The sequence below is a fragment of the Candidatus Pseudomonas phytovorans genome, assembly GCA_029202525.1.
GTDB lineage: Bacteria > Pseudomonadota > Gammaproteobacteria > Pseudomonadales > Pseudomonadaceae > Aquipseudomonas > Aquipseudomonas phytovorans.
In genome coordinates this window covers 3,237,640-3,264,269 of the sequence record CP119325.1, presented here as the reverse complement: position 1 = coordinate 3,264,269, position 26,630 = coordinate 3,237,640, and the positions used below count along the sequence as shown (strand labels likewise).

At 63.1% G+C, this 26,630-nt stretch carries 26 protein-coding genes; 11 read left to right on the top strand and 15 right to left on the bottom strand.

Annotation, left to right across the window (positions count from 1 at the left end; all coding sequences use genetic code 11):
• Positions 1-83 precede the first annotated feature (83 nt).
• The 4 genes from kdgD to P0Y58_14595 all read left to right on the top strand — a co-directional run bounded on the left by kdgD (position 84) and on the right by P0Y58_14595 (position 5,851).
• The gene (gene kdgD, locus P0Y58_14610) at positions 84-995 is read left to right on the top strand and encodes a 5-dehydro-4-deoxyglucarate dehydratase (GenBank protein WEK28140.1); all 912 of its coding nucleotides are present in this window, start codon (positions 84-86) and stop codon (positions 993-995) included.
• A 104-nt stretch (positions 996-1,099) separates the two neighbouring features.
• Positions 1,100-2,464, top strand: a complete 1,365-nt coding sequence (locus tag P0Y58_14605; GenBank protein ID WEK28139.1) for an MFS transporter — start codon at positions 1,100-1,102, stop codon at positions 2,462-2,464.
• A gap of 78 nt (positions 2,465-2,542) precedes the next feature.
• A complete protein-coding gene (gene garD, locus P0Y58_14600) occupies positions 2,543-4,096 on the top strand; it encodes a galactarate dehydratase (GenBank protein WEK28138.1) in 1,554 nt (517 codons plus the stop codon).
• Between the two features lie 174 nt (positions 4,097-4,270).
• Positions 4,271-5,851: an aldehyde dehydrogenase (NADP(+)) gene (locus P0Y58_14595; protein WEK28137.1), complete on the top strand. Its 1,581-nt coding sequence runs from the start codon at positions 4,271-4,273 to the stop codon at positions 5,849-5,851.
• 83 nt (positions 5,852-5,934) lie between these two features.
• Here the strand turns inward: P0Y58_14595 and P0Y58_14590 are convergent, their stop codons facing one another.
• Entirely contained in the window at positions 5,935-6,684 is a 750-nt protein-coding gene (locus P0Y58_14590; GenBank protein WEK28136.1) for a FadR/GntR family transcriptional regulator, read from the bottom strand.
• Positions 6,685-6,910: 226 nt separating this feature from the next.
• Between P0Y58_14590 and P0Y58_14585 the strand changes: the two genes are divergently transcribed.
• Positions 6,911-7,240 carry a hypothetical protein gene (locus P0Y58_14585; GenBank protein WEK28135.1) on the top strand — a complete coding sequence of 110 codons (330 nt, stop codon included), beginning with the start codon at positions 6,911-6,913 and terminating at the stop codon, positions 7,238-7,240.
• Between the two features lie 45 nt (positions 7,241-7,285).
• Here the strand turns inward: P0Y58_14585 and P0Y58_14580 are convergent, their stop codons facing one another.
• From P0Y58_14580 to P0Y58_14570, 3 genes are all read right to left on the bottom strand, one after another.
• Complete coding sequence (locus tag P0Y58_14580) at positions 7,286-8,206, bottom strand: LysR family transcriptional regulator (protein WEK28134.1); 921 nt, start codon at positions 8,204-8,206, stop codon at positions 7,286-7,288.
• A gap of 27 nt (positions 8,207-8,233) precedes the next feature.
• Entirely contained in the window at positions 8,234-9,208 is a 975-nt protein-coding gene (locus P0Y58_14575) for a quinone oxidoreductase (protein ID WEK28133.1), read from the bottom strand.
• A 114-nt stretch (positions 9,209-9,322) separates the two neighbouring features.
• Positions 9,323-10,537 (bottom strand): YeeE/YedE family protein, encoded by a 1,215-nt coding sequence (locus P0Y58_14570; protein ID WEK28132.1) that lies wholly within the window; start codon positions 10,535-10,537, stop codon positions 9,323-9,325.
• A 133-nt stretch (positions 10,538-10,670) separates the two neighbouring features.
• Between P0Y58_14570 and P0Y58_14565 the strand changes: the two genes are divergently transcribed.
• The gene (locus P0Y58_14565) at positions 10,671-11,579 is read left to right on the top strand and encodes a LysR family transcriptional regulator (protein ID WEK33336.1); all 909 of its coding nucleotides are present in this window, start codon (positions 10,671-10,673) and stop codon (positions 11,577-11,579) included.
• On the opposite strand, the gene P0Y58_14560 is transcribed toward P0Y58_14565, so the two are convergent.
• Positions 11,580-12,098, bottom strand: coding sequence for a DMT family transporter (locus P0Y58_14560; protein WEK28131.1), 519 nt, complete (start codon positions 12,096-12,098; stop codon positions 11,580-11,582). It abuts the gene before it with no gap.
• A 216-nt stretch (positions 12,099-12,314) separates the two neighbouring features.
• On the opposite strand from P0Y58_14560, the gene P0Y58_14555 reads away from it, so the two are divergent.
• The gene (locus P0Y58_14555) at positions 12,315-13,079 is read left to right on the top strand and encodes a hypothetical protein (protein ID WEK28130.1); all 765 of its coding nucleotides are present in this window, start codon (positions 12,315-12,317) and stop codon (positions 13,077-13,079) included.
• An 8-nt stretch (positions 13,080-13,087) separates the two neighbouring features.
• On the opposite strand, the gene P0Y58_14550 is transcribed toward P0Y58_14555, so the two are convergent.
• The 3 genes from P0Y58_14550 to P0Y58_14540 all read right to left on the bottom strand — a co-directional run bounded on the left by P0Y58_14550 (position 13,088) and on the right by P0Y58_14540 (position 15,534).
• Positions 13,088-13,669, bottom strand: a complete 582-nt coding sequence (locus tag P0Y58_14550) for a hypothetical protein (GenBank protein ID WEK28129.1) — start codon at positions 13,667-13,669, stop codon at positions 13,088-13,090.
• A gap of 147 nt (positions 13,670-13,816) precedes the next feature.
• Positions 13,817-15,109 carry a sorbosone dehydrogenase family protein gene (locus P0Y58_14545; protein WEK28128.1) on the bottom strand — a complete coding sequence of 431 codons (1,293 nt, stop codon included), beginning with the start codon at positions 15,107-15,109 and terminating at the stop codon, positions 13,817-13,819.
• Positions 15,106-15,534, bottom strand: coding sequence for a hypothetical protein (locus P0Y58_14540; GenBank protein WEK28127.1), 429 nt, complete (start codon positions 15,532-15,534; stop codon positions 15,106-15,108). Before P0Y58_14540 ends, P0Y58_14545 begins: the two co-directional genes overlap by 4 nt.
• A 270-nt stretch (positions 15,535-15,804) precedes the next feature.
• Between P0Y58_14540 and P0Y58_14535 the strand changes: the two genes are divergently transcribed.
• On the top strand, positions 15,805-16,104 hold the full coding sequence (locus P0Y58_14535; GenBank protein WEK28126.1) for a hypothetical protein: 300 nt from the start codon (positions 15,805-15,807) through the stop codon (positions 16,102-16,104).
• Positions 16,105-16,228: 124 nt separating this feature from the next.
• Here the strand turns inward: P0Y58_14535 and P0Y58_14530 are convergent, their stop codons facing one another.
• The gene (locus P0Y58_14530; protein WEK28125.1) at positions 16,229-18,415 is read right to left on the bottom strand and encodes an OsmC domain/YcaO domain-containing protein; all 2,187 of its coding nucleotides are present in this window, start codon (positions 18,413-18,415) and stop codon (positions 16,229-16,231) included.
• Positions 18,416-18,710: 295 nt separating this feature from the next.
• On the opposite strand from P0Y58_14530, the gene P0Y58_14525 reads away from it, so the two are divergent.
• Positions 18,711-18,914 (top strand): hypothetical protein, encoded by a 204-nt coding sequence (locus tag P0Y58_14525; GenBank protein ID WEK33406.1) that lies wholly within the window; start codon positions 18,711-18,713, stop codon positions 18,912-18,914.
• Positions 18,915-18,927: 13 nt separating this feature from the next.
• On the opposite strand, the gene P0Y58_14520 is transcribed toward P0Y58_14525, so the two are convergent.
• The 4 genes from P0Y58_14520 to P0Y58_14505 all read right to left on the bottom strand — a co-directional run bounded on the left by P0Y58_14520 (position 18,928) and on the right by P0Y58_14505 (position 21,111).
• Positions 18,928-19,716, bottom strand: coding sequence for a transporter substrate-binding domain-containing protein (locus tag P0Y58_14520; GenBank protein ID WEK28124.1), 789 nt, complete (start codon positions 19,714-19,716; stop codon positions 18,928-18,930).
• Positions 19,717-19,891: 175 nt separating this feature from the next.
• The gene (locus P0Y58_14515) at positions 19,892-20,533 is read right to left on the bottom strand and encodes a LysE family translocator (GenBank protein WEK28123.1); all 642 of its coding nucleotides are present in this window, start codon (positions 20,531-20,533) and stop codon (positions 19,892-19,894) included.
• Between the two features lie 51 nt (positions 20,534-20,584).
• Entirely contained in the window at positions 20,585-20,785 is a 201-nt protein-coding gene (locus P0Y58_14510) for a DUF1289 domain-containing protein (GenBank protein ID WEK28122.1), read from the bottom strand.
• A gap of 8 nt (positions 20,786-20,793) precedes the next feature.
• Positions 20,794-21,111 (bottom strand): hypothetical protein, encoded by a 318-nt coding sequence (locus P0Y58_14505; GenBank protein WEK28121.1) that lies wholly within the window; start codon positions 21,109-21,111, stop codon positions 20,794-20,796.
• Between the two features lie 309 nt (positions 21,112-21,420).
• Here P0Y58_14505 and P0Y58_14500 point away from each other — a divergent pair, with 309 nt between their 5' ends.
• On the top strand, positions 21,421-23,169 hold the full coding sequence (locus P0Y58_14500) for a BCCT family transporter (protein ID WEK28120.1): 1,749 nt from the start codon (positions 21,421-21,423) through the stop codon (positions 23,167-23,169).
• Positions 23,170-23,231: 62 nt separating this feature from the next.
• Here P0Y58_14500 and P0Y58_14495 read toward each other — a convergent pair whose 3' ends face one another.
• On the bottom strand, positions 23,232-23,894 hold the full coding sequence (locus tag P0Y58_14495; GenBank protein WEK28119.1) for a response regulator: 663 nt from the start codon (positions 23,892-23,894) through the stop codon (positions 23,232-23,234).
• Positions 23,891-25,285, bottom strand: coding sequence for an ATP-binding protein (locus P0Y58_14490; GenBank protein WEK28118.1), 1,395 nt, complete (start codon positions 25,283-25,285; stop codon positions 23,891-23,893). Before P0Y58_14490 ends, P0Y58_14495 begins: the two co-directional genes overlap by 4 nt.
• 151 nt (positions 25,286-25,436) lie before the next feature.
• Between P0Y58_14490 and P0Y58_14485 the strand changes: the two genes are divergently transcribed.
• Entirely contained in the window at positions 25,437-26,630 is a 1,194-nt protein-coding gene (locus tag P0Y58_14485; protein ID WEK28117.1) for an efflux RND transporter periplasmic adaptor subunit, read from the top strand.

Here is a 26,630-nt window from a genome sequence, read left to right as displayed (position 1 = left end):
TAGTCATCGCACAGGTTGTACGATAACTTACCTCCAACGCAGAACAACACCCTTCACCCAAGCGCCACAGGATGCCAACAACAATGAATCCACAAGAACTGAAATCCATCCTCTCCCACGGCCTGCTGTCTTTCCCGGTCACCGACTTCAACGCCCAGGGCGACTTCCACCAGGCTGGCTACATCAAGCGCCTGGAATGGCTTGCCCCCTACGGCGCCAGCGCCCTGTTCGCCGCCGGCGGCACCGGTGAGTTCTTCTCCCTGGCCGCCAGCGAATACAGCCAGGTGATCAAGACTGCCGTCGACACCTGCGCTACCTCGGTGCCTATCCTTGCCGGCGTTGGTGGCTCCACCCGCCAGGCCATCGAATATGCGCAAGAAGCCGAGCGCCTGGGTGCCAAAGGCCTGCTGCTGCTGCCGCACTACCTGACCGAAGCCAGCCAGGACGGTGTTGCCGCCCACGTCGAAGCCGTGTGCAAATCGGTGAAGATCGGTGTAGTGGTCTACAACCGCAACGTCTGCCGCCTGAACGCCGACCTGCTGGAAAAACTCGCCGAGCGCTGCCCGAACCTGATCGGCTACAAGGATGGCCTGGGTGATATCGAACTGATGGTGTCGATCCGTCGCCGTCTGGGTGATCGTTTCAGCTACCTGGGAGGCCTGCCGACCGCCGAAGTGTATGCTGCCGCCTACAAGGCCCTGGGCGTACCGGTGTACTCCTCGGCCGTGTTCAACTTCGTGCCGAAGACCGCGATGGACTTCTATAACGCTATCGCCCGTGAAGATCACGCCACCGTTGGCAAGCTGATCGACGACTTCTTCCTGCCGTACCTGGACATCCGCAACCGCAAGGCCGGCTACGCCGTGAGTATCGTCAAGGCAGGCGCAAAAATCGCCGGTTACGACGCAGGCCCGGTACGCACGCCGCTGACCGACCTGACTGCAGAAGAATACGAAATGCTCGCCGCCCTTATGGACAAGATGGGTCCGCAATAAGCGAACCCCTGCGGCCTGCCAATGCCGCACCCGGAGTGGGAAGCCCCCACTCCGGTTACAATTCGTGAGCCCGCACAAAAATAACTAGTGGGAGTATTACCAGCATGCAAGCGACTAAGAAGACGCATGTGCGCTACCTGATCCTGTTCATGCTGTTTCTGGTGACCACGATCAACTATGCCGACCGCGCCACCATTGCAATCGCAGGCTCCAGCCTGCAAAAAGACCTCGGCATTGACGCCGTAACCCTCGGCTATGTTTTCTCCGCCTTCGGATGGGCTTACGTGGCTGGCCAGATTCCTGGTGGCTGGCTGCTCGATCGCTTCGGCTCCAAGAACGTCTACGCCTTCAGCATCTTCACCTGGTCGCTGTTCACCCTGCTGCAGGGTTTTGTCGGTGGCTTGCCGGTAGCCTGGGCTGTAGTCACCCTGTTCACCCTGCGCTTTCTGGTCGGTTTTGCCGAAGCCCCGTCGTTCCCCGGCAACGCCCGTATCGTTGCGGCCTGGTTTCCCACTGCAGAACGTGGCACAGCCTCGGCAATCTTCAACTCGGCGCAGTACTTCGCCACCGCACTGTTCGCCCCGATCATGGGCTGGATCGTCTTCACCTTTGGCTGGGAACATGTGTTCGTGGTCATGGGCGTGCTTGGCATCCTGTTCTCGTTCGTGTGGATGAAAACCATTTACAACCCCAAGCAACACCCGCGCATCAGCCAAAGCGAGCTTGAGCACATCGAGCAGAACGGTGGCCTGGTGGACATGGACCAGAAACGCGGCAACGACGGCCCGAAATGGGGTTACATCAAGCAACTGCTGACCAGCCGCATGCTGTTGGGCGTATACCTGGGCCAGTACTGCATCAACGCCATCACCTACTTCTTCCTCACCTGGTTCCCGGTGTATCTGGTGCAGGAACGCGGGATGACCATCCTTAAAGCGGGCATCATCGCTTCGCTGCCGGCCATTTGTGGTTTTATCGGTGGTGTGCTCGGTGGCGTGCTGTCGGACTGGCTGCTGCGTCGCGGCAACTCGCTGACCTTCTCGCGCAAGCTGCCGATCGTCTGCGGCCTGCTGCTGTCGACCACCATGGTGTTCTGCAACTATGTCGAGGCTGAATGGATGGTGGTCGGCTTCATGACCCTGGCGTTCTTCGGTAAGGGCATTGGCGCGCTGGGCTGGGCGGTGGTGGCAGACACCTCGCCGAAGCAGATCGCCGGGCTGTCCGGAGGCCTGTTCAACACCTTCGGTAACATCGCTTCGATCACCACCCCAATCGTGATCGGTTACATCATCAGCGCCACCGGCTCGTTCAAGTGGGCGCTGGTGTACGTGGGTGCCAATGCCCTGGTAGCCGTGTTCAGCTACCTGGTAATCGTCGGCCCGATCAAGCGTATCGAGTTGCGCGACGACGCCCCGAAGCCACAGGCTGAGCCTGCCGCCAACGGCGGACTGGCCAGCTCGCGTCACTGAGTGAACACGCCCGCGCCGGGCAGCCGGTGCGGGCGGATGTACAAAAAAGCCTGAGAACCTGACAAGTAGGGCCCAAACATGCAGTTGATCGAACATTCCGACTCGCCCCGCTACGTCCGCCTGCACGATGACGATAATGTCGTGGTCGTGGTAAACGACGGAGGCCTGGGCGAAGGCGCCCGCTTCCCCGATGGCCTGACCCTGGTTGAAGGCGTGCCACAAAGCCACAAAGTTGCCACTGTGCTGATTGCCAAAGGCGAGCCGGTACGCCGCTACGGGCAAATCATCGGGTACGCGCTGGAAGACCTGCGCCAGGGCAGCTGGGTGCAGGAAAACCAGCTGGCCATGCCTTCGGCCCCCGAACTGGACAGCCTGCCGCGCTGCGACGCCGTGCCTGCCCCGCTACCGCCACTTGAGGGTTTTACCTTCGAAGGTTATCGCAATGCCGACGGTACGGTGGGTACCCGCAACATCCTCGGCATCACCACCACCGTGCAGTGCGTGACCGGCGTGCTGGAGCATGCAGTCAAGCGCATTCGCAACGAACTGCTGCCCAAGTACCCCAACGTTGATGATGTGGTAGCCATCACCCACAGCTATGGCTGCGGCGTGGCGATCAACGCCCGCGACGCGTACATCCCGATCCGCACCGTGCGCAACCTGGCACGCAACCCCAACCTGGGCGGCGAAGCGTTGGTCATCAGCCTGGGCTGCGAAAAGCTGCAGGCCGGTCAGGTGATGCATGACAACGACCCGTCGGTAGACCTCAGCGACCCTTGGCTGTACCGCCTGCAGGACGCCAGCCTGGGCTTTGTGGAAATGATCGAGCAGATCATGGAGCTGGCCGAAACCCGCCTGAAAAAACTCGACCAGCGCCGCCGCGAAACCGTACCGGCCAGCGAGTTGATCCTTGGTATGCAGTGCGGTGGCAGCGACGCCTTCTCAGGCATCACCGCCAACCCGGCGTTGGGCTATGCCTCTGACCTTCTGGTCCGGGCCGGCGCGACCGTGCTGTTCTCGGAAGTGACCGAGGTGCGCGACGCCATCTACATGCTCACCTCACGCGCTGAAAACCAGGACGTCGCCGAGGCATTGGTTCGCGAAATGGACTGGTACGACCGCTACCTGCAGCAAGGCGCCGCTGACCGTAGCGCCAATACCACACCGGGCAACAAGAAGGGTGGTCTTTCGAATATCGTCGAGAAATCGCTGGGCTCGATCGTCAAGTCCGGCAGCGGCGCCATCCAGGGAGTGCTTGGCCCGGGCGAGCGGGTCAACCGTAAAGGCCTTGTCTTCTGCGCCACCCCGGCCAGCGACTTCGTCTGCGGCACCTTGCAGCTGGCGGCTGGCATGAACCTGCACGTGTTCACCACTGGTCGCGGCACCCCTTACGGCCTGGCCATGGCGCCAGTGGTCAAAGTGTGCACGCGCAGCGAGCTGGCGCAGCGCTGGCCCGACCTGATCGATATAGACGCCGGGCGCATCGCCACAGGCCGTTCGACCATCGAAGAGCTGGGCTGGGAGCTGTTCCACTACTACCTGGACGTGGCCAGCGGCCGCAAGCAGACCTGGGCCGAACAGCACCGCCTGCACAACGACATCACCCTGTTCAACCCGGCACCGATTACCTGATGCCAAGTGCTTGCCCGACAAAACGATGCGACGCGGTCACTGTGGGAGCGGGCATGCCCGCGAACACCGGCGAAGCCGGTGCCATGCACCGAGTCGGCTGCTTCGCGGGCGCGCCCGCTCCCACAGGTCATGTGTAAACCCGCCAGATTTTCTTTCAACCTACAGGAGCACCCCATGCCTGAGATTCTCGGCCACAACTTCATCGCCGGCCAGCGCAGCGCCGCTGGCTCCCAGCGCCTGCAGAGCCTGGACGCCAGCACTGGCGAAGCCCTGCCCTACAGCTTTGCCCAGGCCACTGAAGCCGAAGTGGACCAGGCCGCCAAAGCCGCCGCCGCCGCCTTCGCCGAATTCCGCCAGTTGGCCCCAGCCCGCCGCGCCGAGTTCCTTGACGCCATCGCCGCAGAGCTGGACGAACTGGACGACGCCTTCGTTGCCATCGTCTGCCGCGAGACCGCCCTGCCCGCCGCCCGTATTCAAGGCGAGCGTGGCCGCACCAGCGGCCAGATGCGCCTGTTCGCCCAAGTGCTGCGTCGTGGTGATTTCCTCGGTGCCCGTATCGACCTGGCCTTGCCAGAGCGCCAGCCGCTGCCACGCGTGGACCTGCGCCAGATGCGCATTGGCGTCGGCCCGGTCGCCGTGTTCGGCGCCAGCAACTTCCCGCTGGCCTTCTCTACCGCCGGTGGCGACACCGCTGCAGCACTGGCCGCCGGTTGCCCGGTGGTGTTCAAGGCACACAGCGGCCACATGGCCACCGCCGACCTGGTCGGTTGCGCCATCGTGCGCGCCGCCGAGCGCACCGGCATGCCCAAGGGCGTGTTCAACATGGTGTTCGGTGGTGGTGTAGGTGAGTGGCTGGTCAAGCACCCGGCCATCCAGGCCGTCGGCTTCACTGGCTCGCTGAAAGGCGGCGACGCCCTGTGCCGCATGGCTGCCGAGCGCCCGCAACCGATCCCGGTGTTCGCCGAGATGTCGAGCATCAACCCGGTGATCATCCTGCCAGCCGCCCTGGCCAAGCGTGGCGAGGCCATTGCCCGCGAACTGGCCGGCTCGGTGTGCATGGGCGCCGGGCAGTTCTGCACCAACCCGGGGTTGGTGATCGGCCTGCAGTCGCCCCAGTACAGCCAGCTATTGGCCGAGCTGGGCCAACATCTCGAACAGCAGGCCGGGCAAACCATGCTCAACGCGGGAGGCCTGCGCAGCTACGTTGGCGGCCTGGAGCACCTGCACGGGCATGCCGGTATCGAGCACCTGGCTGGCCAGGCACAGGAAGGCAACCAGGCGCGTGCCCAGCTGTTCAAGGCCGATGCCCGTTTGCTGGTCGAGTCTGATCCGCTGCTGCAGGAAGAAGTGTTCGGCCCTACCACTGTGGCCGTTGAAGTGCAGGACAATGATCAACTGCGTGCCGCCCTGCTTGGCTTGCGCGGCCAGCTGACGGCGACATTGATCGGTGAAGCGGAAGATTTCGAGGCCTACGCCTGGTTGGTGCCGCTGCTGGAGGAGAAAGTCGGGCGGATCCTGATCAACGGCTACCCGACCGGTGTCGAAGTGTGTGATGCCATGGTGCATGGCGGGCCTTACCCGGCAACTTCGGATGCGCGCGGTACATCGGTCGGCACCCTGGCTATCGACCGCTTCCTGCGCCCGGTGTGCTACCAGAACTACCCGCAGGCCCTGCTGCCTGAAGCCCTGCGCGACGGTAACCCACTGGGGCTGCGCCGCCTGGTGAACGGGCAATGGAGTGATGAGGCGATCTGAATGATGGCCTGATACAAGAAAGCCCCGCACATGGCGGGGCTTTTCTTTATGGGTTCACTGGCCTCTTCGCCGGCGCAATGGCCTCAGGCCCCTTGCGCTTCAGCCTCTTCATGCGCCTGACGCAAGCGCTCGCGGCTGTTGCTCAGGTGCATGCGCATGGCCATCTTCGCCCCTTCGCTGTCACGCCGGGCGATGGCTTCATAAATCGCCTCATGCTCATGCATCAACCGGCTCATGTAATGCGCCTGGTCATCATGGGCCAGCCGCGCCGAATTCAGCCGGGTACGCGGGATGATGCTGGTGCCCAGGTGGTTGATGATGTCGGCGAAGTAGTGGTTGCCGCTGGCCTGGGCAATGCGCAGGTGGAACTGGAAGTCTGCCGACACCGCATCCGTGGCGTGGGCGGCACCTTCGTTGAGTTCGTCCAGCGCTGCGCGCATCCCGGCCAGCGCTTCATCACTGCGCCGCTGCGCCGCCAGGCCCGCCGATTCGATTTCCAGGGCAATGCGCAACTCCAGCACCGCCAACACCTCACGCAGGGTGACCACAGTCGCCGGGTCGATACGAAAGCCCCCGGTGGCCGGCGCGTCAAGCACGAAAGTGCCAATGCCGTGGCGGGTTTCGACCTGCCCGGCAGCCTGTAGCCGCGAGATGGCCTCGCGCACCACGGTGCGGCTGACGCCCTCTTCGACCATGATCTGCGATTCGGTCGGCAGCTTGTCGCCACGCTTGAGCTGGCCGCTGCGAATACGCTCGGTCAGCACTGTGACCAGTTCCTGGGCCAGACTGCGTGGCTTGCGCCGGGGCCTTGCCTGTACCTGCTGCTCTGTCATTGCCCTGTATTTCACCTTGGAAGACAGCGCTCATCATAGCGCAAGCAGTTGTACGATCACATACACCCGGTGCGGTATTTATAACGCCCTCTTGCAAGCCCCGCTGGCAAGGGTCGGGCTTGCGGCCGAAGGCCAGGATCACCGGCATGTGACGGCAATTTGGTGGCCCCTGACAGCCGAAAGCGGAGGCAAACTCCTTTCTTCTTCATATGCTTAGGACAGCAACATGCGAGTAATTCTAGCAACGATGGCCGGCTGCCTGCTGACCACCCTCGCTTTTAGCGCTCAGGCCCGGGCGCTGAGCCAGAACGATCGCAACACCTGCGGCTGGGGTGCACAGATAGCCGCCGAGGCCCAGCAGGCCAAGCTGTCCGGGGTGACCCTGTACGCAACACGCAAGAAGTTGCAGGTACGCAAGTTTCCCAAACCCTGGATGCGCATGACCGCCTTCGGCATTACCGAGCAGACCTACAACAGCCGCTCGCGGCTCAAGCCTGCTGCAATCAGGCAGACCTACTATGAGCAGTGTGTTCAGCATGCGGTAGCCAAAAGATAAATCGTTATTTATCAGATATTTATATATAGAACATGAAGTTAAATATCATGACCGCCATGGCGCTCCGGCCTGGAAGCGGTCTTCCAGCCACGCCTTGAAGGCGCCCAGGGCCGCGGTGTTCAGCCGTGCGGTCGGCCGCACCAGGTAGATGCCCGCCGCAACATCCAGCTGCCACTGCGGCAGCACCCTCACCAAGCCTCCGCTGGCCAAGTCCTCTCCCATCAACCAGTCTCCGCCTGCAAGAATGCCCACGCCGCGCCGCGCCGCCTCCAGCAGCGCTTCGTTGTCATTACTGCGCAGGCTGCCGGCGACTTTCACGCTAAGCTGGCGCTCACCGTTCATCAATCGCCACTCAGGAAATGAACGCAAGCCACTGAAACATAGACAATTATGACCCGAAAGCTGTTCCGGCCGAGCAGGTGCGCCATGCCGAGCAAGGTACTCGGGCGACGCACACAGGATGCGTATGTGATCGCACAGTTTCCTGGCTACCAATCGATTGTCTGCCAACTCACCAATGCGGATGGCGGCATCGAAACCCTCGCCGATCAGGTCGACGAATCGGTCGGCATACTCGGCCTCCACCGTCACCTGCGGATAAGCCAGCACGAAGTCGGCGAGCATCCCGCTCAACCAGCGCCGCCCCATGGCCGCCGGCAATGCCAGGCGCAAGCGCCCTCGTGCCGTTGCCGCTCCCTCGGCAGCTTCCTGCTCAGCTTCGGCGATCAGCCGATTGGCCTCGCGCACCTTGGCCACCAGCCGCTTGCCTTCATCGGTAAAGCGCAACTGCCGCGTACTGCGCTCCACCAGGCGAATGCCTAGCCGTGCCTCCAGCGCACTCAGGCGCTTGGACAGCACCGTGGGATGGCGCTCCAACTGCCGCCCGGCAGCGGCAAACGACCCCTGCTCGTGCAAGGCCAGCAAGGTGGCAAGTTCATCGGCGCGGCGACTGTCGAAAGCATCCATGGCTAGACTCGGTGGCAGATTCAGGCATCAGACGGTAAGGACCAGCGCGCCCTCCGACAGCCCTTGCTCCAGGTCCCCGTGGGCCCTGGCCACTTCGGCCAGCGGGTAGCGACGCCAGACCCGAGGCTGGATGATACCCTCGCCGACAGCTGCCAGCACATCAGCGGCGCGCTGTTGGTACTCGTCAACCGTTCGCGTATGTGCCGCCAGCGACGGCCGGGTCAGGTACAGCGAGCCCTTGGCATTGAGCGTGGCGACCTCGATCGCCGCCGGCGCGCCGGAAGTGCCCCCGAACGACACCAGCAGGCCACGTACCCGCAGGCTGTCCAGCGAAGCTTCCAGCGAGACCTTGCCGACACAGTCATAGACCACGTCCACGCCCTGCCCCTGAGTCAACTTGCGCACTTCACTGGCCAGCGTTGCCGCGTCGAACACCAATACATGGTGGCAGCCCGCTGCCTGCGCCCTGGCCACACTCTGCGGCCGCGATACCACGCCAATCACCGTCGCACCGAGATGTCGCGCCCAAGGCGCCATGAGTTGGCCTAATGCGCCTGCAGCACCGTACAGCAGCACCTGCGTACCCGGGCCCACAGGGTAGGTGGTTTTCAGCAGGTACTGCGCCGTAATGCCTTTGAACAGCACCGCTGCGGCGGCCTCGTCACCCAGATTCGCTGGCAGCTTGACCAGCCGCTCGGCGGGGAACAATCGGCCGCTGGCGTAGGCACCGACCGGCCCCATGGCATAAGCGACCCGGTCGCCCACCTGCACGTTGTGCACCCCATCACCGACGGCAGTGACCCTGCCTGCGCCTTCCAGCCCCAGGCCCGAAGGCAAAGTCAAGGGCGCACCGCCTTTGCGCTGCAACAGGTCCAGCGGATTCACGCCCATGGCCGTCTGCTCCAGCCAGACCTGGCCGGGCCCTGGGGGTTGCGCCTGTACGTGTTCAGGCTGCATGACATCGGCACTGCCGGTGCAATTCAGGGTGATACGGGTAGCCATGATCGAATCCTGTTGGATGGGGGTTCGAGTCAGGCTAATCGGGCAGGAAAATTTGAACAATCGGGCGAGGTGCAGATGATTTCTGCACCCCTTGCAGCAATGCTGCTCAGTACTTCAGCAGCCCGTCAGCGCCGCAGGGCGCCGCTCACCGGCGAAAAACAGCGGGCGCAGGCGCACGCCGATCAGGTTGCCGGCATACGCCGCCACCAGCCACAGCCAGCCATGTACGCTGCCCGAGGCAATGCCACTGAAATACGCGCCAATATTGCAGCCATAGGCCAGGCGCGAACCGTAGCCCAACAGCAGGCCGCCGATGACTGCAGCAACCAGCGACGGCAGCGGGATTTTCAGGCTTGGCGCAAAGCGTCCTGCCAAGCCAGCTGCCAGCAATGCACCCAGCACAATGCCCAGGTCCATCACCGTGGTGATGTCTTGCCACAGCGGTGAGGCCAGAGCCTTGGCATTGGCCGGCGCCTGCCAGAACACCCAGCTGCCAACATCCACGCCAAGGCCGTTAAGGGTTTTGGCACCCCACAAGGCGAAGGCCGAAGTAATGCCCCACGGCCGCCCGGCCAGCGCCAGGGTCGCGTAGTTGAGCAATGCCAGGGCGATCGCGCCCCACAGCAACGGCCAAGGGCCACGCAGGAAGCGACGCAGGCCCTGGTGCTCGCTGCCAATCGGCACTTCCAGCCCGCCGTGCCGGCGCTTTTCCAGCACCACGGTGGCCCAGGCAATCAGCCCGAACACTGCCAGGCTCACCAGTAGCGCCGGCCCTACACCCCAGGCTTGCACGATCGAGGTTGCCGGGAACGACGGCAAGGCAAACCACCAATCGGCATGATGGGTGGCGGTCACCGAACCAATGATGAAGAACAGCAGTGTCACCAGCATGCGCGCGTTCCCACCGCCAACGGTGAACAGCGTGCCCGAAGCGCAGCCGCCGCCCAGTTGCATGCCGATGCCGAAGATGAACGCGCCAAATACCACCGACACACCCGCAGGGGCCACCAGCCCGGTGACCGGGTTGCCGAACAGCGTGCCTGCTGCCAGGGCCGGGAAGAACAGCAGCACCGCCAGGGTCAACATGACCATTTGCGCCCGCAAGCCTGCGCCACGGCGCTCGTTGATGAACACCCGCCAGGCAGAGGTGAAGCCGAAGGCCGCGTGGTAAAGCGTCAGGCCAAGCGCCGCGCCGACCAGCAGCAGCAACACCTGCTTTAAGCCGGCATTCAGGTTGAGAAACCAGGCGCCTGCCAGCAGCAGGGCCATGGCGATCAAGGGGGCGCCCAGGCGACGCGGTTCAGGTGTGGCAGCTGTAGAAAGACCCATCGAAGTACTCGGATAACAGTAAAACGGACGGGGAGTATACCCCCAACACCCGACGCGGTCGTTGGAGCGTGGAAGGCTCAAGCATTTGATAAGCTGATATCAGCCGCTCACAATGACCAAGGCCATTCACCCCATGGATGAACTGCGCAAGATCGACCTGAACCTGCTGCTCGCCCTGCACGCCCTGCTCAGTGAAAAGCACGTGACCCGTGCCGCCCTGCGCCTGCATCGCAGCCAACCGGCGGTGAGCCATGCATTGGCACAGCTGCGCAAACACTTCGACGACCCCTTGCTGGTACGCCAGGCTGGCGGCATGGCACTCACCGCCCGTGCCCAATCGCTGGTAAAACCGTTGCAGGATGCCCTGAGCAATCTCAACGGCCTGCTGGCCACCCCCCAGTTCGAGCCAGCCAGGGCCCAGCGCCGTTTCCGGCTGTCGCTGTCCGACTACTCCTCGCGCATTATTCTGCCGCCCCTGATGCGCCACTTGCGCGAAGTAGCACCCGGGGTAGACCTGGCTATCAGCCAGGCCAGCCGCGAAACCATGCTGGCCCAACTGTTCGATGGCGAGTTGGACCTGGCACTGGGCCTGTTTCCCGAACTGCCCGAGGACATCATCGCCCAACCTCTGTTTGCCGACCATTTCATCAGCATTGCCGATCGCCAGGTGCTGCCTGCCAGCGGTGGCCTGCCACTGCAGGAATGGCTGGCACGGCCGCATGTGTTGATGGCCATGCGCCCGGATGCCTTCGATGAGATCGAACGTGCGCTGGCCGCCAAAGGGCTACGCCGCCGAATCGCCCTGGCCTTGCCGCACTGGAGCGCGGCGGTCGAGGTTTTGGCCGGTACCGACCTGATCCTGACGGTGGCCAGCCGCGCCGTGGGCACGCTGCACCAGCACAAGGCGTTACGTCAGTTCGAACCGCCGCTGACAATCCCCACGTTCGACTACCAACAGGCCTGGCACAGCCGCAAGGAAAGCGACCCAGGGCATCGCTGGCTGCGCGAAACCGTGTGGGCCTGTAGCCAACCGGGGCGCTGATCAGCCTTCTGACTGTTTCGCAACTGCCGTTGCGCCGGCCGGTGACGCCGTCCCCCAGGTGCCCTGCACCAACAGCACGCCACACAGGATCAACGCCACCCCCGCCAGCCGGGCCAGGTTGAGCGGCTTGCCACTCAGGCCCATCACCCCAAAGTGGTCGGCGAGCACTGCCGTAATGATCTGCCCCGCCACCACCAGCACCAGAAACCCTGCCGCGCCCAGTTTAGGGATGAGCGCCGCAGCACCGGCCACATACATTGCCCCCAACACTCCCCCGACCCACAACCACCAAGGCCCTTGCAGGGCCTTGCCTATGTCCGGCGCAGGCACACGAAGGATCAACAGGGCGGCGATCACCACCAGCGAGCTCACCGTCAACGACGTGGCCGCACCCCACAACCAGTGCCCCAGCGCCCGGCCGACGGCGGCGTTACTTGCGGCCTGAAACGGAAGCACTGCCCCGGCAAGCAACGCCAAGGCAAACGGAAGTGCCATAACACACAGGGCTTTACTGAACATGGCAAACCTCATCCCCTAAAGTGATGAGGCCATCATCCTTAAATTCCCGCTATCTATGGAAATTGAAAGTGTGCACCAACACTATTCGCAGCGTGGATACCATACATACATAGGCTGCCGACTGGGCTAGGATGCTGTCCGGTCGCGGCGCCCTGACTCGCTTCAGCACGGTCCCGACCGAAACCACACCAAACCGTATGTGATGGAGCACATTCGATGCCAGATGAACGCAAAACCCAGATCGATCACGGGCAGTTGGCAACCCGCAACCTCGCCGAGTGCCTGGCTGTAGACCCAATCATCCTGCTCGGCGCCTTGGCAGGCCAACTGCCTGCCGCGCTGATCGAAACGTTGACTGCATGTGCCAGAGACACCCGGGCACTGGGCCTGTCGAAGAAAGTCGCAGCCATCGGACAAAACTTGGGACAGTGGCTGGAACAAACCCCTTCGCCGTTGCGCGAACAAGTCCTCGAGGATTGCAGTTCACACACTTCCGATACGGTGCGCAGCTGGGCGAGCTTCGCCCAGGCTCACCTGTCGCGCACCCAGGGGCTCGAGGCCGCCCTACTGGCTCAGTTGCGTTTCGCCCGCGATGAGCATTTCGGCGTACGCGAATGGGCCTGGATGGCGTTGCGGCCGCGCCTGAGCTGCGAGCTGGAGCACGGCCTTGCCCTGCTCGGTCAGCATGCCGCCGATACCGACCCGCTGGTACGGCGCTTCTGCATCGAGGTGCTGCGCCCCCGTGGTGTGTGGTGCGAGCACATCGGCACCCTCAAGCAAGCACCGGAAGTGGCCGAGCCCATGCTGGTGCCCCGCCTGGCCGAAGCCGACAAGTACGCTCAGGACTCGGTTGCCAACTGGCTCAACGACGCCAGCAAGACCCGGCCCGATTGGGTTATCCAGCTCTTCGAGCGGTATCCGCCGTCGTGCAAGGCCTCACGGCGGATCCACACCCGGGCAACCCGCAGCCTGCCCCGATAGAGAGGGCGTCAGCGTGAGGTTTCGACGCGTAGCACTTCGGTAAAGATCGCATCGACCGTCTGACCGACCTTGAGATTCTTCATGCGCGCCTGCAAGTCCGGGTTTTCGACCTGGACCACCTGCAACTTGCCCTCAGGTGGCAGCAGGCTCACTTCATGCTTATCGAGGTCGATCTTATTGATCTGCGAGGTGACCCGCACCTGGCGGAATGCCTCGCCGCCCGGGTTGGGGTTTTGCGCCGTGGCGCGTATGGTGCCGGACTCCTCGCTGGCCTTCGGTGCCCCGCCCACATCGGTGTTGAGCACATAGGCCACGGAACGCGTCACGTAGATGTCGACCTGGTCACCGACCTTGAGGTTAGGCAGTGCCTTGGCCTCTTCGGTGAGCTGGAACGTCACCTCCCTCTTGTTATCCGGGCCTTTCACCGTGACCTGGCGGTTTGCCAGGTCGATGGCGGTCACCTGCGTGGTGACATGGCTTTCCAGTGCCTCACTGGCAATCGGAATATCGGCAGCATGCACCGTGAAGCTGGCAGCAGATGCCAACGTGGCCAGGGCAACAGCACGAGTGAGAGAGCGAATCGGGTTCATAGGCCTGCTTCCATGTGATCAAGACCGGATAGGAGCGCGAAATGTTCACGCGCCCACAAGCATAGCCGTTGCCCACCGGCGCAGGGACTTTGTAGGAGCAACTGCCCCCATCGGGTGGTAGTTGCTCCCAACTTGCCACGCTACTGCTCAACGGTTACGCGTCACCCGCCACACCGTATTGGCCAGGTCATCGGCAATGATCAACGCGCCCCGCGGGTCCACGGTTACCCCCACCGGTCGCCCACGGGTCTTGCCATCCTCACCGCGAAAGCCCGTGGCAAAGTCGACGGGCTCACCGGCCGGCCGGCCATTGCTGAACGGCACGAAAATCACCTTGTAGCCCACGGGGTCGGGCCGGTTCCAGCTGCCGTGCTCACCCACGAACACACCGTCGGCAAAGCCCTCGCCCATGGCCGGGATCGAGAAGTCGACACCCAAAGCAGCCACATGCGAACCCAGGCTGTAATCCGGTTTGATCGCCGCCGCCACCTTGTCCGGGTTCTGCGGCCGCACCCGGTCATCCACGTTCTGACCCCAGTAGCTGTAGGGCCAACCATAGAAACCGCTTTCGCGGACCGAAGTGAGGTAGTCCGGCACCAGGTCAGGGCCCAGCTCATCCCGCTCGTTGACCACCGCCCACAACTGCCCGCTCTGCGGCTGAATGGTCAATGCCGTCGGGTTGCGCAAGCCGGTGGCGTAGGGCCGGTGCGCGCCGGTTTCTGCGTCAACCTGCCAGACCATGGCCCGATCGGCTTCCACCTCCAGGCCGCGCTCGGTAATGTTGCTGTTCGAGCCGATTCCCACATACAGATAGCGACCATCCGGGCTGACCGCCAGCGCCTTGGTCCAGTGGTGGTTGATCTCGGCCGGGAGGTCGGTGACCTTGGAGGGCGGGCCGTCGGCCTGCGTCTGGCCGTCTTTATAGTCGAAGCGCACCAGCGCATCCTGGTTGGCCACATACAGCTTGCCGTTGGCATAGGCCAGGCCATACGGTGCGTTGAGGTTTTCTGCGAACACGGTCTGCACCTCGTAGGTGCCATCGCCGTCGGCATCGCGCAACAGGGTCAGGCGGTTGCCACCCTTGACCTGCGTATTGCCCTTGGCCTTGATCTGGCTGGCGATCACATCCTTGGGCTTGAGCTTGGCCGCGCTGCCACCCCTGCCCTCGGCCACCAGAATATCGCCATTGGGCAGCACCAGGCTCTGCCGCGGAATCTTCAGGCCAGTAGCAATGGCCGTGACGCTGAAGCCCTCCGGCACGTTCGGCTTCTGCTCGCCCCAGGCAACCGGCTGCGCAATCTTCATGCTTGGCAGTAACCCACGCTGTGGCTCTGGCAGTTTAGGGTCCGGGCCATGGGCCTGGGTCGGCTCGCCGTCGCCACCGCAGGCGCTCAGCAGCAGTGACAGGCTCAACAGGCTCAATGCATGCAAAGGCTTCATGCCGCACCTCCCGAACGCAGGTTGCTCAAGCCGGTCCATGCCGCCACAACCGCGAGCACGGTCACGATCACCGACAACACCAGCCCGGACGGCATCACCGCCCAGGCATCCTTGGCGTGCTCGAAAGCATTGACCAGCCCAAGCACCCAGGTTACCAGCAGCAGCACGAAGTACAGGGTAGCGCGCCCGCCCTTGCGCTCGGCGCGGACCAGGTTGGCCAGCGCGAACAACAGTGCCAGCCCGCAGAACACCAAGGCACCGGCGATCAGCCAGGCGGCGAAGTTGCTCCACTGGATCTGGTAACTGTTGAAGTAGGCGATGTCGCTCAGCAGTGCGCCAAGGAACAACGGCACACTGCCCGCCAGCAGCAGGGCGTGAAGCGGGCTGGGCGTACAGCGGTAGAGGGTTTGGTCAGTGGCGGTCACGGTGCCTCCTTTTCATTCAGTGACCCAAGGGGCTGATGGACGTGCGCCATCAGCTGAGCGCAGGGTGCGCCTAGCAAAGGAGCCCCTTCGCGACGCGATAGTTCACCGTTTCGCTGGAATGAAATATCCTGCAAGGCATTGGATGCAGCGGCTGGCGCAATCTTTGTGTGTGTGGGTTCATCGAGGCGTCGAACCGCCGCGAACACCGGCAAAGCCGGTGCAATCCTTTGCCTGAGGCTGTTGCGTCCCACTGCCAACAAGGAGACAACCATGAGCAGACAACCGATTCGCCCACAAGCGTCCTGGGCGCTGGCAACCCTGCTCGCCCTCTGCCTGGTGCTCATCGCAGGCTGCTCCGGCAAATCTGCCAAGGCTCGCTACGTCACGCCTGCCACAGGGTCCAATTGCTTCGCCAAAGCCGTGCCCACGACCGGCGAAGGTGGCCTGGCCTGGGGCGATACACTGAGCATTGCCCGTCAGAAGTCCATGAATAATTGCATACGCTATGCCAGCCGCTCGGGAGGCACGCCCCGAACTTGCCAAGTCGTGATGGCCAAGTGCAAGAACTGACACTCGGGGTCCAGTTGATATGGCACCGGCTGCGCCGGTGTTCGCGGGCAAGCCCGCTCCCACAGGGATTGCGCAAACGCTTAGGTATCGAGCAGCGCTACAAGCCCTGCTCGAGATCGTGCTCTCAAGCGAACTTGGCCCGGGCCGCGTGCAGCTTCTTGTAGCTGTCGATCAGGCGCAGGTGGCGATCAAGGCCTTCGAGCTTCATGCTGGTCGGGGTCAGGCCATGGAAGCGCACGCTGCCGTCCACCGAACCCAACACTGCGTCCATGCGCGCATTGCCGAACATGCGGCGGAAGTTGGCTTCGTAGTCGTCCATCTCCAGTTCGTCATCCAACTGCACTTCCAGCACCACGTTCAGCGCCTGGTAGAACAGGCCGCGCTCGACGGTATTGTCGTTGAACTGCAGGAACGCCTCGACCAGTTCCTTGGCTTCCTCGAAGCGCTGCACTGCCAGGCAGATCAGCAGCTTGAGCTCCAGAATGGTCAACTGGCCCCACACCGTGTTCTCGTCGAACTCCACGCCAATCAGCGTGGTGATGGTGGTGTAGTCATCGACATCGCAGTTATCCAGGCGCTTGAGCAGCAGCTTGAGGGGGCGGCTTTCCAGGCTGTGCAGGTTGAGGATATCGGCACGGAACGACAAGGCGCGGTTGGTGTTGTCCCAGATCAGGTCCTCGACCGGGTAGATTTCCGAGTAGCCTGGCACCAGGATGCGGCAGGCCGTCGCGCCCAGGTTGTCGTACACGGCCATGTACACTTCCTTGTCCAGGTCTTCGAGAATGCCGAACAGGGTGGCGGCCTCCTGAACATTGGAATCCTCGCCGTGGCCGGAGAAGTCCCACTCGACGAACTCGAAGTCGGCCTTGGCGCCGAAGAAGCGCCACGACACCACGCCGCTGGAGTCGATGAAGTGCTCGACGAAGTTGTTCGGCTCGGTCAGCGCATGGCTTTCGAAGGTCGGCTGCGGCAGGTCGTTCAGGCCTTCGAAGCTGCGGCCCTGCAGCAGCTCGGTAAGGCTGCGCTCCAGCGCCACTTCAAGGCTCGGGTGGGCGCCGAACGAGGCGAACACGCCACCGGTGCGCGGGTTCATCAAGGTGACGCACATGACCGGGAACTCGCCGCCCAGCGAGGCATCCTTGACCAGCACCGGGAAGCCCTGCTCTTCCAGCCCCTGAATGCCGGCGACAATGGCCGGGTATTTGGCCAACACATCTTGCGGCACATCCGGTAGGCACAGCTCGCCTTCGAGGATTTCGCGCTTCACGGCGCGCTCGAAGATTTCCGACAGGCATTGCACCTGCGCCTCGGCCAAGGTGTTGCCAGCGCTCATGCCATTGCTGAGGAACAGGTTTTCGATCAGGTTGGACGGGAAATACACCACCTGCTGGTCGGACTGGCGCACGAACGGCAGCGAGCAGATACCGCGCGCGGTATTGCCCGAGTTGGTGTCGTACAGGTGCGAACCACGCAATTCACCGTCCGGGTTGTAGATTTCCAGGCAATGCTCGTCGAGGATCTCGGCCGGCAGCGCGTCGCGCGGGCCAGGCTTGAACCACTGCTCGTTCGGGTAGTGCACGAACGGCGCGTTGGCCAGCTCCTCGCCCCAGAACTGGTCGTTGTAGAAGAAGTTGCAATTCAGGCGTTCGATGAACTCGCCCAGCGCCGAGGCCAGCGCCGCTTCCTTGGTCGCGCCTTTGCCATTGGTGAAGCACATCGGCGACTGCGCATCGCGCACGTGCAGCGACCATACGTTGGGCACGATGTTGCGCCACGAAGCGATCTCGATCTTCATCCCCAGCCCGGCAAGGATGCCCGACATGTTGGCGATGGTCTGCTCCAGCGGCAGGTCTTTGCCGGGGATGTAGGTGCTGCTGTCAGCCACCGGCATCAGCAGGCCCTGGGCGTCGGCATCGAGGTTGTCGACCACTTCGATCACGAACTCGGGGCCGGTCTGCACTACCTTCTTAACGGTGCAGCGGTCGATGGAGCGCAGAATGCCCTGGCGATCCTTCTCGGAAATGTCCTCGGGCAGTTCGACCTGAATCTTGAAGATCTGGTTGTAGCGATTTTCCGGGTCGACGATGTTGTTCTGCGACAGGCGGATGTTCTCGGTGGGAATGTCGCGGGCCTGGCAGTACAGCTTTACAAAGTAAGCCGCGCACAAGGCCGAAGACGCCAGGAAATAGTCGAACGGGCCTGGGGCCGAACCATCACCTTTGTAGCGGATCGGTTGATCGGCGATCACCGTGAAGTCGTCGAACTTGGCTTCGAGACGGAGATTGTCGAGAAAATTGACCTTGATTTCCATGCGGGTTTACCGTGATTTAAGCGTGCAAAACGAAATTGGCCGGCATTATCCGGGTTTTCGCGGCCGAAGTCCTGTTTACCTCATCGCTTGCGCATTCCAGGGGATTGCTTGCCTGATCCTCTGAACCTGCCCGCACCACCAGACGAGCGGTCGCACCCCTGTGCTATGAATCGTTCCTTGATGAACTGGCCGACAAGGGCGGCAAAGACCCGTTCGAACTGCGCCTGCACCTGCTGCGCGACAACCCGCGCCTGACCAACCTGCTGAATCCGCCTGGGGGAACCATGGCGGCGCCGTGGATGCACAGGCGGTGGCCAAGTTGCGTGGGCATACCGCCACCATGGCCCTGTTCAATGGCTTCAGTGTTTCGCTGTGCGATCCCGAGATCGCCGTCAGTGTCATGGCCGAAATCCTCGCGGCAAAAAACAACGTCACCCTGCCCGGTGCGGTCAACGTAAGCCGGGCCAAGGAAGCCGAACAGTTGACACACGCCTTGTAGCCGGTGAGCTGGGTCACTGCCAACGTTCCAGGTTCTGCTGCAACAACTGCTGCGGTAGCGGGCCAGCCACGATTTTTTCCATTTCTCGCGCCAGCGCCTCACGCAATTGCGGCTGATTGCAGTGCGAATCGTGCGACAGCGCCACGTACAATCCTTCGCTGGAAACCGGTGGTTCCAGCACCTGCACGGTGCCTGCAATGCCCAATGTACGTGCCAGCGCCATGCCGGGGTACTGCTCGTACACCACATAGTCGCTGCGCTTGTGCATGAGTTTCTCGAAGGCCTGCCTGGCACCGGGCACCGCTTCGAGCGTGAGATTGGCTTTGGCGTAATCGTCGAACTGCTGGCCATGGCTGTTGTTGACCAGTGTCCCGCCCTTGCGACCTTTCAGGTCTGACCATTGGCGGTAGGCAAAGGCATTGTCCTGCCGCACCCAGACCACGCTCGGGGTGCGCAGGAACGGCGGGGCGACAAAGTCCATCTGTTGTTGTCGGGCCTGGGTAATGAAGTACCCGGCCAGCAGGTCGATCCGGCCTGTGCGCACTTCTTCCTGGGCACGCGACCAGGGCCCACCGTAGACCACCTCGATTTCAAGCCCCAGTTGCTTGCCCAGGTATTTGAGCAGGTCGGCGTTGGCACCGATCAGTCGCTGAGGGTTCTGCGGGTCGCGCCACAGGTAAGGGGGGTATTCAGGGTTACCGGTAGCCGTTAGCCGTCGGCAAGGCTCATCCGCTGCGGCCGCCAGGGGCAGCAGCAGGCAAGGCAACAGCAGCAAGGCTTGGCGCAAGCAACGCTCGATCATCTACAACCCTCGGCACATGTAACATCCGGCGACCCGGCGTGGTGGCCAAAGGCTGCCACATCCTGTGCTTGACCGCAGCATTCATCTGCGCGTGCTGTAGACAGTCTGGACTATGAGTTGCTGGTGGGGCGGCCTTTCATCGGCCAACAAAAAACTTTGCCGATCGCAGCGCCACTCAGGCCCCTTGTCGGCGCATTGCCAGGATCGCCGCGCCAAAGCCGATGAAGGTGGTCCCTACCACGCGGCTCACCCAGCGTGACATCGACGGCCGGGTCAACACACCCTTGGCTCGCGCTGCCAGTGCCGCGTACAGGCTCAGCGAAGCCAGCGACAAACCCACGAAGATCCCGGTCAGGGTGAGGAACTGCGGCAACAACGCCGCCCCTTGGTCGATGAACTGCGGGAACAGCGCAGTGAAGAACATGGTCGCCTTGGGGTTGGTAACCGCCGTGAGGAACGCCGATTTGTACAACTTCAGCGGTGTAGGGCGTACCTTGGCAGCCCCCTCTGCTGCGCCCTGCTCCAGCATCGGGCTCTTTTTCAGCAACTGCCGCGCCCCGAGGTAGAACAGGTAACCTGCCCCAAGGATCTTCACGCCATTGAACAATACTTCGGAACTGGCCAGCAACGCGCCCAGCCCAAGCATGGCCGCAGCTGAAAGGCAGAACAGCCCCGAGCCATTGCCCAGCGACGACCAGATCGCGCTGCGCTGGCCGTGGGCAAGGCTGTTGTTGATGGCCATCAGGGTGGCAGGACCGGGGCTGGCGATCGCGATGGCGGCGACCAGGGTAAACGCAAACAGCGAGTGAGAATCCATTTTCAGGCTCGTCAGGCAAATCAGGATAAGCCGCGTGCAAGGCACGCAGGTTCAGTCAGCATTCTGCCGCTTGGCTACCTTCTTGGCGATCGCTTTCATCCGCGTCGCGGCGCGCTGCACGGTGGCCATCTTTTCCGGGCGCTTCATGCCCCGCCATTTGCGAATTTCGTCACGGCTGCGGCCACAGCTCACGCACAGCTCGCTGTTGAGCTGACATAACGAGACGCAGGGGTTATCGATGTCTTTGGCCATGCCACCACTCAGCCAGGCATTGCTGCCCGTGCACGTTCGGCAGCGCCCTGGAACACCTGGCGTACTTCTTCAGCCTTGGCTTTGCTGACCGACCGGGCCGCCAGCAGTTCGTCGACCACACGAATGCACTGGCCCAGGGCGGTGTCCAGTTGCTCAGCGTCGGAGGCGTCGGCGATATCACCCAGATAAGGAGCGATGAGGTACACGTAACGGTCCTGCAGCTTGAGCGCTGCCAGCGCGTCGAGGGCTTTCTGGAACCGATCGGCAGCGGCAGGGCTCATGCTCAATTTATCGAAATGAATCAGGCTCACACGGTCAGTGGCCATTGACGAATCTCCGTTTCCTGGTGCGGCCTGGCCCACAAGCAGCAGCGCTTCTACGGTACTCAAATGTGCAGGCCAGGGTAATGCCGACAGGGTACCAGAACGCGAGGCAGAAAGGGCCATCGCCCCCAGAACTAAAAGTATTTGGCAGGTCGCGCAATGGACGCCCCAGGACGTTTACGGGACAGGATCAGCGGATTCGGGCACAGGATAATCGGCCGGTATTCTCCCGCCGAGGCCGTCATCGAACTCGGTAGCCCACACAACAACAAGCCTGCGCGTGCAGGTAAACCACAAAGGGCCTCATCATTCATGGCAAAGGAACACATCACCGAAACACTCGACCTTGGCGTGACAGACCCCTCGAAAACCGCAGAAGCCCGCCAGGACCGGCATTTCGAGGGCAAGCTCGACTGGATCGTCTTCGGTTTCACCAGCCTCCTGGCCATCGCGTTCGTCCTCTGGGGCCTCCTCAACCAGGCCAGCCTTGCCAGTAGCGCCTCCAGCGCGCAATCCTGGGTGATTCTCAACTTTGGCTGGTTCTTCGTGCTCACCTCCACACTGTTCGTGGTATTCGTGCTGTGGCTGGCCGCCAGCCGTTATGGCCGGGTGCCGTTGGGCCGTGATGGCGAACAGCCAGAATTCCGCACGGTGTCCTGGGTGGCCATGATGTTCAGCGCCGGCATGGGCATCGGCCTGATGTTTTTCGGCGTTGCCGAGCCGCTGTCGCACTATGTGACGCCGCCACCCGGTTCGGCCACCGGGCAAACGAGTGAAGCGATGCAGGTGGCCATGGCCACCACCCTGTTCCACTGGACGCTGCACCCATGGGCCATGTACGCCATCGTCGGCCTGGTGATTGCCTACGGCACCTACCGCCGCGGCCGCTCGCAGCTGATATCCGCCGCCTTCCGGCCGTTGATCGGCAAGCACGCCAACGGCCCGCTCGGCCGAATCATCGACATGATGGCGATCTTCGCCACGCTGTTCGGCTCGGCGGCCTCGCTGGGCCTGGGTGCGCTGCAGATTGCCGGCGGGCTGGAGTACAACGGCTGGGTCGAAAACCCCGGCAAACTGTTCTACATCGCCATCATCACCCTGCTGACCATCGCCTTCGTCACCTCGGCGGTGTCAGGCGTCGGCAAGGGCATCCAGTGGCTGTCCAACACCAACATGGTGCTGGCACTGGTGCTGGCGGTGTTCGTGTTCATGGTCGGCCCTACCCTGCTCATGCTCAACCTGCTGCCGACCTCGATCGGCATCTACATCAAGATGCTGCCGGAAATGATGGCCCGCACCAACGCCAGCGGCGGCGATCAGATGAACAGCTGGCTGGCCGGCTGGACCGTGTTCTACTGGGCGTGGTGGATTTCCTGGACACCGTTCGTGGGCATGTTCATCGCCCGCATCAGCCGCGGCCGCACGATCCGCCAGTTCGTCACCGGGGTGCTGCTGGTGCCGAGCCTGGTCAGCCTGGTGTGGTTCACCATTTTCGGCGGTGCATCCATCGATGCCCTGCGCGAAGGCGCCTTGCAGTTGACCAACGGTGCAGTCAACAGCAACCACGCGCTGTACCAACTGCTGGACAGCTACCCGCTGGCATCGGCCTCCTCGGTATTAGTGATGATCCTGGTGGGTATCTTCTTCGTCTCCGGTGCCGACGCCGCATCACTGGTGATGGGCACGCTGTCGGAACACGGCACCACCACGCCATCGCGGCGCACGGTGATTTTCTGGGGCGCGCTCACCGGGACGGTGGCGGCGATCATGCTGGCGATTGGCGACCCGCGTGACCCGGGCGAAGCGCTGACCGGGCTGCAAAACCTGACCATCGTCGTGGCCCTGCCTTTTGTGGTGGTGATGGTGCTGCTGTGCCTGGCGCTGTACCGCGACTTGCGCAAAGACCCGATGATGCTGCGCCACCTGCGCGGCAACGAACTGATTGAAAAAGCCGTGTTGTATGGGGCCGTGAAGCATGGCGAGGAGTTCTATATCGTGGTGCAGGAGAAGAAGACTTCAGTGAAAGTGACGCCAGCAGAGGCGGAAGTGACCGGCAACTGATCGGGTTAATCCTTTGAACCTGGGGCTGCTGCGCAGCCCATCGCAGCGGCCCCAATGACCCATCACTCGAACTCCAGGCTGTAGCCCACCCCATACACCGAGCGGACCGGGTCATGCCCCGGGGTGATCGCGGTCAGCTTGCGCCGCAGGTTCTTCACATGGCTGTCCACGGTACGGTCGGCCACTACCCGATGGTCCTGGTAGATGTGGTTCATCAACTGGTCCCGCGACAGCACCTGCCCCGGGCGCACCGCCAGCGCCGCCAGCATGCGGAACTCCACTGGCGTGAGCTCCAGTGCGACGCCCCGGTAGCGGGCCTGGAATGCCCGGGCATCCAGCTCCAGGCCCAGGTTGCCAGGCAGTTCGCCACTGCGGCGTAGCACCGCCTTGACCCGCGCCACCAACTCACGCGGCGAGAACGGCTTGCAGATGTAGTCGTCGGCACCCAGCTCCAGGCCCAACAACCGGTCGATCTCATCCACGCGCGCGGTCATCATGATCAGCGGCAGCCGGCTGAAACCGCGTAACTCACGACAGATGTCCAGGCCGTCACGACCCGGCAGCATCAGGTCGAGCAGCATCAGGTCGTACTGGCCCTGGCGAATGGCCGGCATCACCGCCAGGCCGTCAGCCAGGTGCTCGACGCTGTAACCACCCGCACGCAGATAATCGCCCACCAGTGCGGCGAGCTTGGGCTCGTCTTCAACCAGCAAAATCCGGCTCATGCTTCATCTCCTGCAACCGGCAGGGCCAGCGCCAGCAGCAGCCCGCCCATTGCGGAGGCCTTGGCGGTCAACCGGCCGCCGTGTACTTCCGCGATACCGCGGCAGATTGCCAGGCCCAGCCCGGTGCCGCCACTGGCGCGGTTACGCGAGCGCTCCACGCGGTAGAAGCGCTCGAACAGGCGCGCCAACGACGCGCTGTCCACCCCGGGGGCTGTGTCTTCACATTGCACCAGCACCTGGTCACCCTCCTGGAATGCACGCAATACCGTATGGCCACCCGCATCGGTATAGCGACGGCTGTTCTCCAGCAAATTGTGCAACAACTGCCCAAGGCGCGACTCGTCGCCCATCACCCACAACGGCTGCCCAGGCAACTCCAGCTGTAATGCCAGGCCGCGCTCGGCAAAGCTGGCCTGAAAGGCTTCGGCCATCACCGGCAACAATACGCACAGGTTGATACGTTCGCGGCGATACGTGGGGCCGCCGACCTCCGCCAGCGACAAATCGGACAGGTCGTCGACCAGCTTGCTCAGCGCCCCAACCTCCCCCAGCAATGAACGCAAGGCATTGCCGTCGAGCGGGCGAATACCATCTTCCATCGCTTCAAGCTCCGCTCGCATCACCGCCAGAGGGGTGCGCAGTTCATGGGAAATGTCCGCCATGAAATCGCGGCGCAGGCGCTCGTTGCTGGCCAGCGTGGCGGCCATGCGGTTGAAGTCACCGGCGAGTTGCCCGGCTTCGTCTGCCGAGCGCACCGGCAACTGGATGGCGTAATCGCCTGCTGCCAGACGATGGGTGGCGCTGGCCACCTCGCGGATGGGCCGCAGCAAGGCGCGGCTCAGCCACCAGGCGATGACTGCCGTGGCCAGCAAACAGGCCAGACCGATCAGCAGGCTGGAGCGCAGCTGGTTGAGCTGGAAGCGCTGGTCGCCAACGCTGGCGACCGACTGCAAGGGAGCCAACGCCATCCAGCCAACCACCTGGCCTTGATGGCGGACAGGGCGTAACAGCATGTCGGCCGGGGCCCCCTGATAGCCAATGATCGGCTGGCGTTGTACGTCGAGCAGGGCAAAACGCACAAACGCGCCGGTCAGGTCGGAAACGGTCAACAGGCTGGGGTCGAAACGGGCATTGGGCAGCACATCTTCCGGGCGCAGCAGCTCGAACCACTGCTCCTTGTCCTGGCGGATGAAGTCCCAATTGCCATGGCGCGCATAGGCTTGCTCGACCCGAGGCACGATGCGCTCCATGCGCTCCTCGGCTTGCTGGTTGAGGTAGCCGAGAAAGCCGTATTTCAGGCTCAGGTAGGCGGCAAACACCATGCCCAGGACGGCAAACGCGCACACCGCGAGCATGGCGAGGAAGAACTTGCGCGAAAGGCTGACTCTCATGGCACCGCCGGCACGTTGGAATAGCCCGTATTGAAGCGCGCAGGCCCTGGTGCTGCAAGGCATGCAGGGCAATCTCCATGCTTTCTGCACATTGCCTGCACATTTGCCGCGCACGCTGGAGCCATCGAAATCCTTTGGCTCGGAGCCTGCGATGCCTACTTTATTCCACTCCCTGATGTTCGCCCGTTCGCCCCTGACGCGCGCCCTGTTGCTGAGCGCCGGCCTGTTGCTCATCGGCGGTTGCCGCGAGGAAGAAACCGCTGACGCAGCGCCGCCCGTGCAAGCAGTAGCCGTGTACGAAGTGACCACCGCCGCCCAGGCCCTGACCACGACCTTGCCCGGCCGCGCCAGCGCCCACCTGATTGCTGAAATCCGCCCGCAAGTAGGCGGCATCATCCAGAAGCGCCTGTTCAACGAAGGCGACACGGTCAAGGCTGGCCAGGCGCTGTACCAGATCGACCCACAGCCGTATCAGGCCGCGTTGGCCCAGGCCGAGGCCACCGTCAGCTCGGCCCGCGCCACGCTCAAGGCCGCCGAGCTGAAGGCCAGGCGCGATGCACAACTGGTGAAGATCGACGCCATCAGCGCCGAAGACAACGAAAGTGCCCAGGCCGCCCTGCTCCAGGCCCGCGCCAGCCTGCAATCGGCTCAGGCCGCGCAGCGCACTGCGCGTATCAACCTCGACTACACCCGCATCAACGCCCCGATCGAGGGCCGTACCGCCACCTCCTCGGTCACCCCCGGCGCGCTGGTTACCGCCGAGCAGACCACGGCGCTGACCACGGTGCAGCAACTGGACCCGATCTACGTCGATTTCACCCAGCCCAGCAGCACCCTGCTGCGCCTGAAACGCGAGCTGGCCGAAGGCAAACTGGCCCCCGGCACGCAGCAAGACGCCACACGGATCAGCCTGGAACTGGAAGACGGCAGCGCCTACATCCACGCTGGCACCCTCACCTTCAACGGCGTGAGCGTGGATGAAAGCACCGGCAGCGTGACCTTCCGCGCCGTGGTACCAAACCCCGACGGCGTGCTGATGCCGGGCATGTACCTCAAGGCCACCGTACAGGAAGGCGTGCAGGCGGACGCCATTCTGGTGCCACAGCAAGCCGTGAGCCGTGACGAGCGTGGCGAAGCCTCCGCCTTGGTGGTGGTCGACGGCAAGGTGCAACAGCGCGAGTTGACCCTGGCCCGCGCGGTGGGCAACCACTGGTGGGTCAGCCAGGGCCTGGTCGCTGGCGACCAGTTGATCGTTCAGGGCCTGCAAAAGATTCGCGTCGGGCAACAGGTCCAGGTGCAGGACAACGCCCTGACTGCCCGCAACGACAACAACCGAGGCGAATGA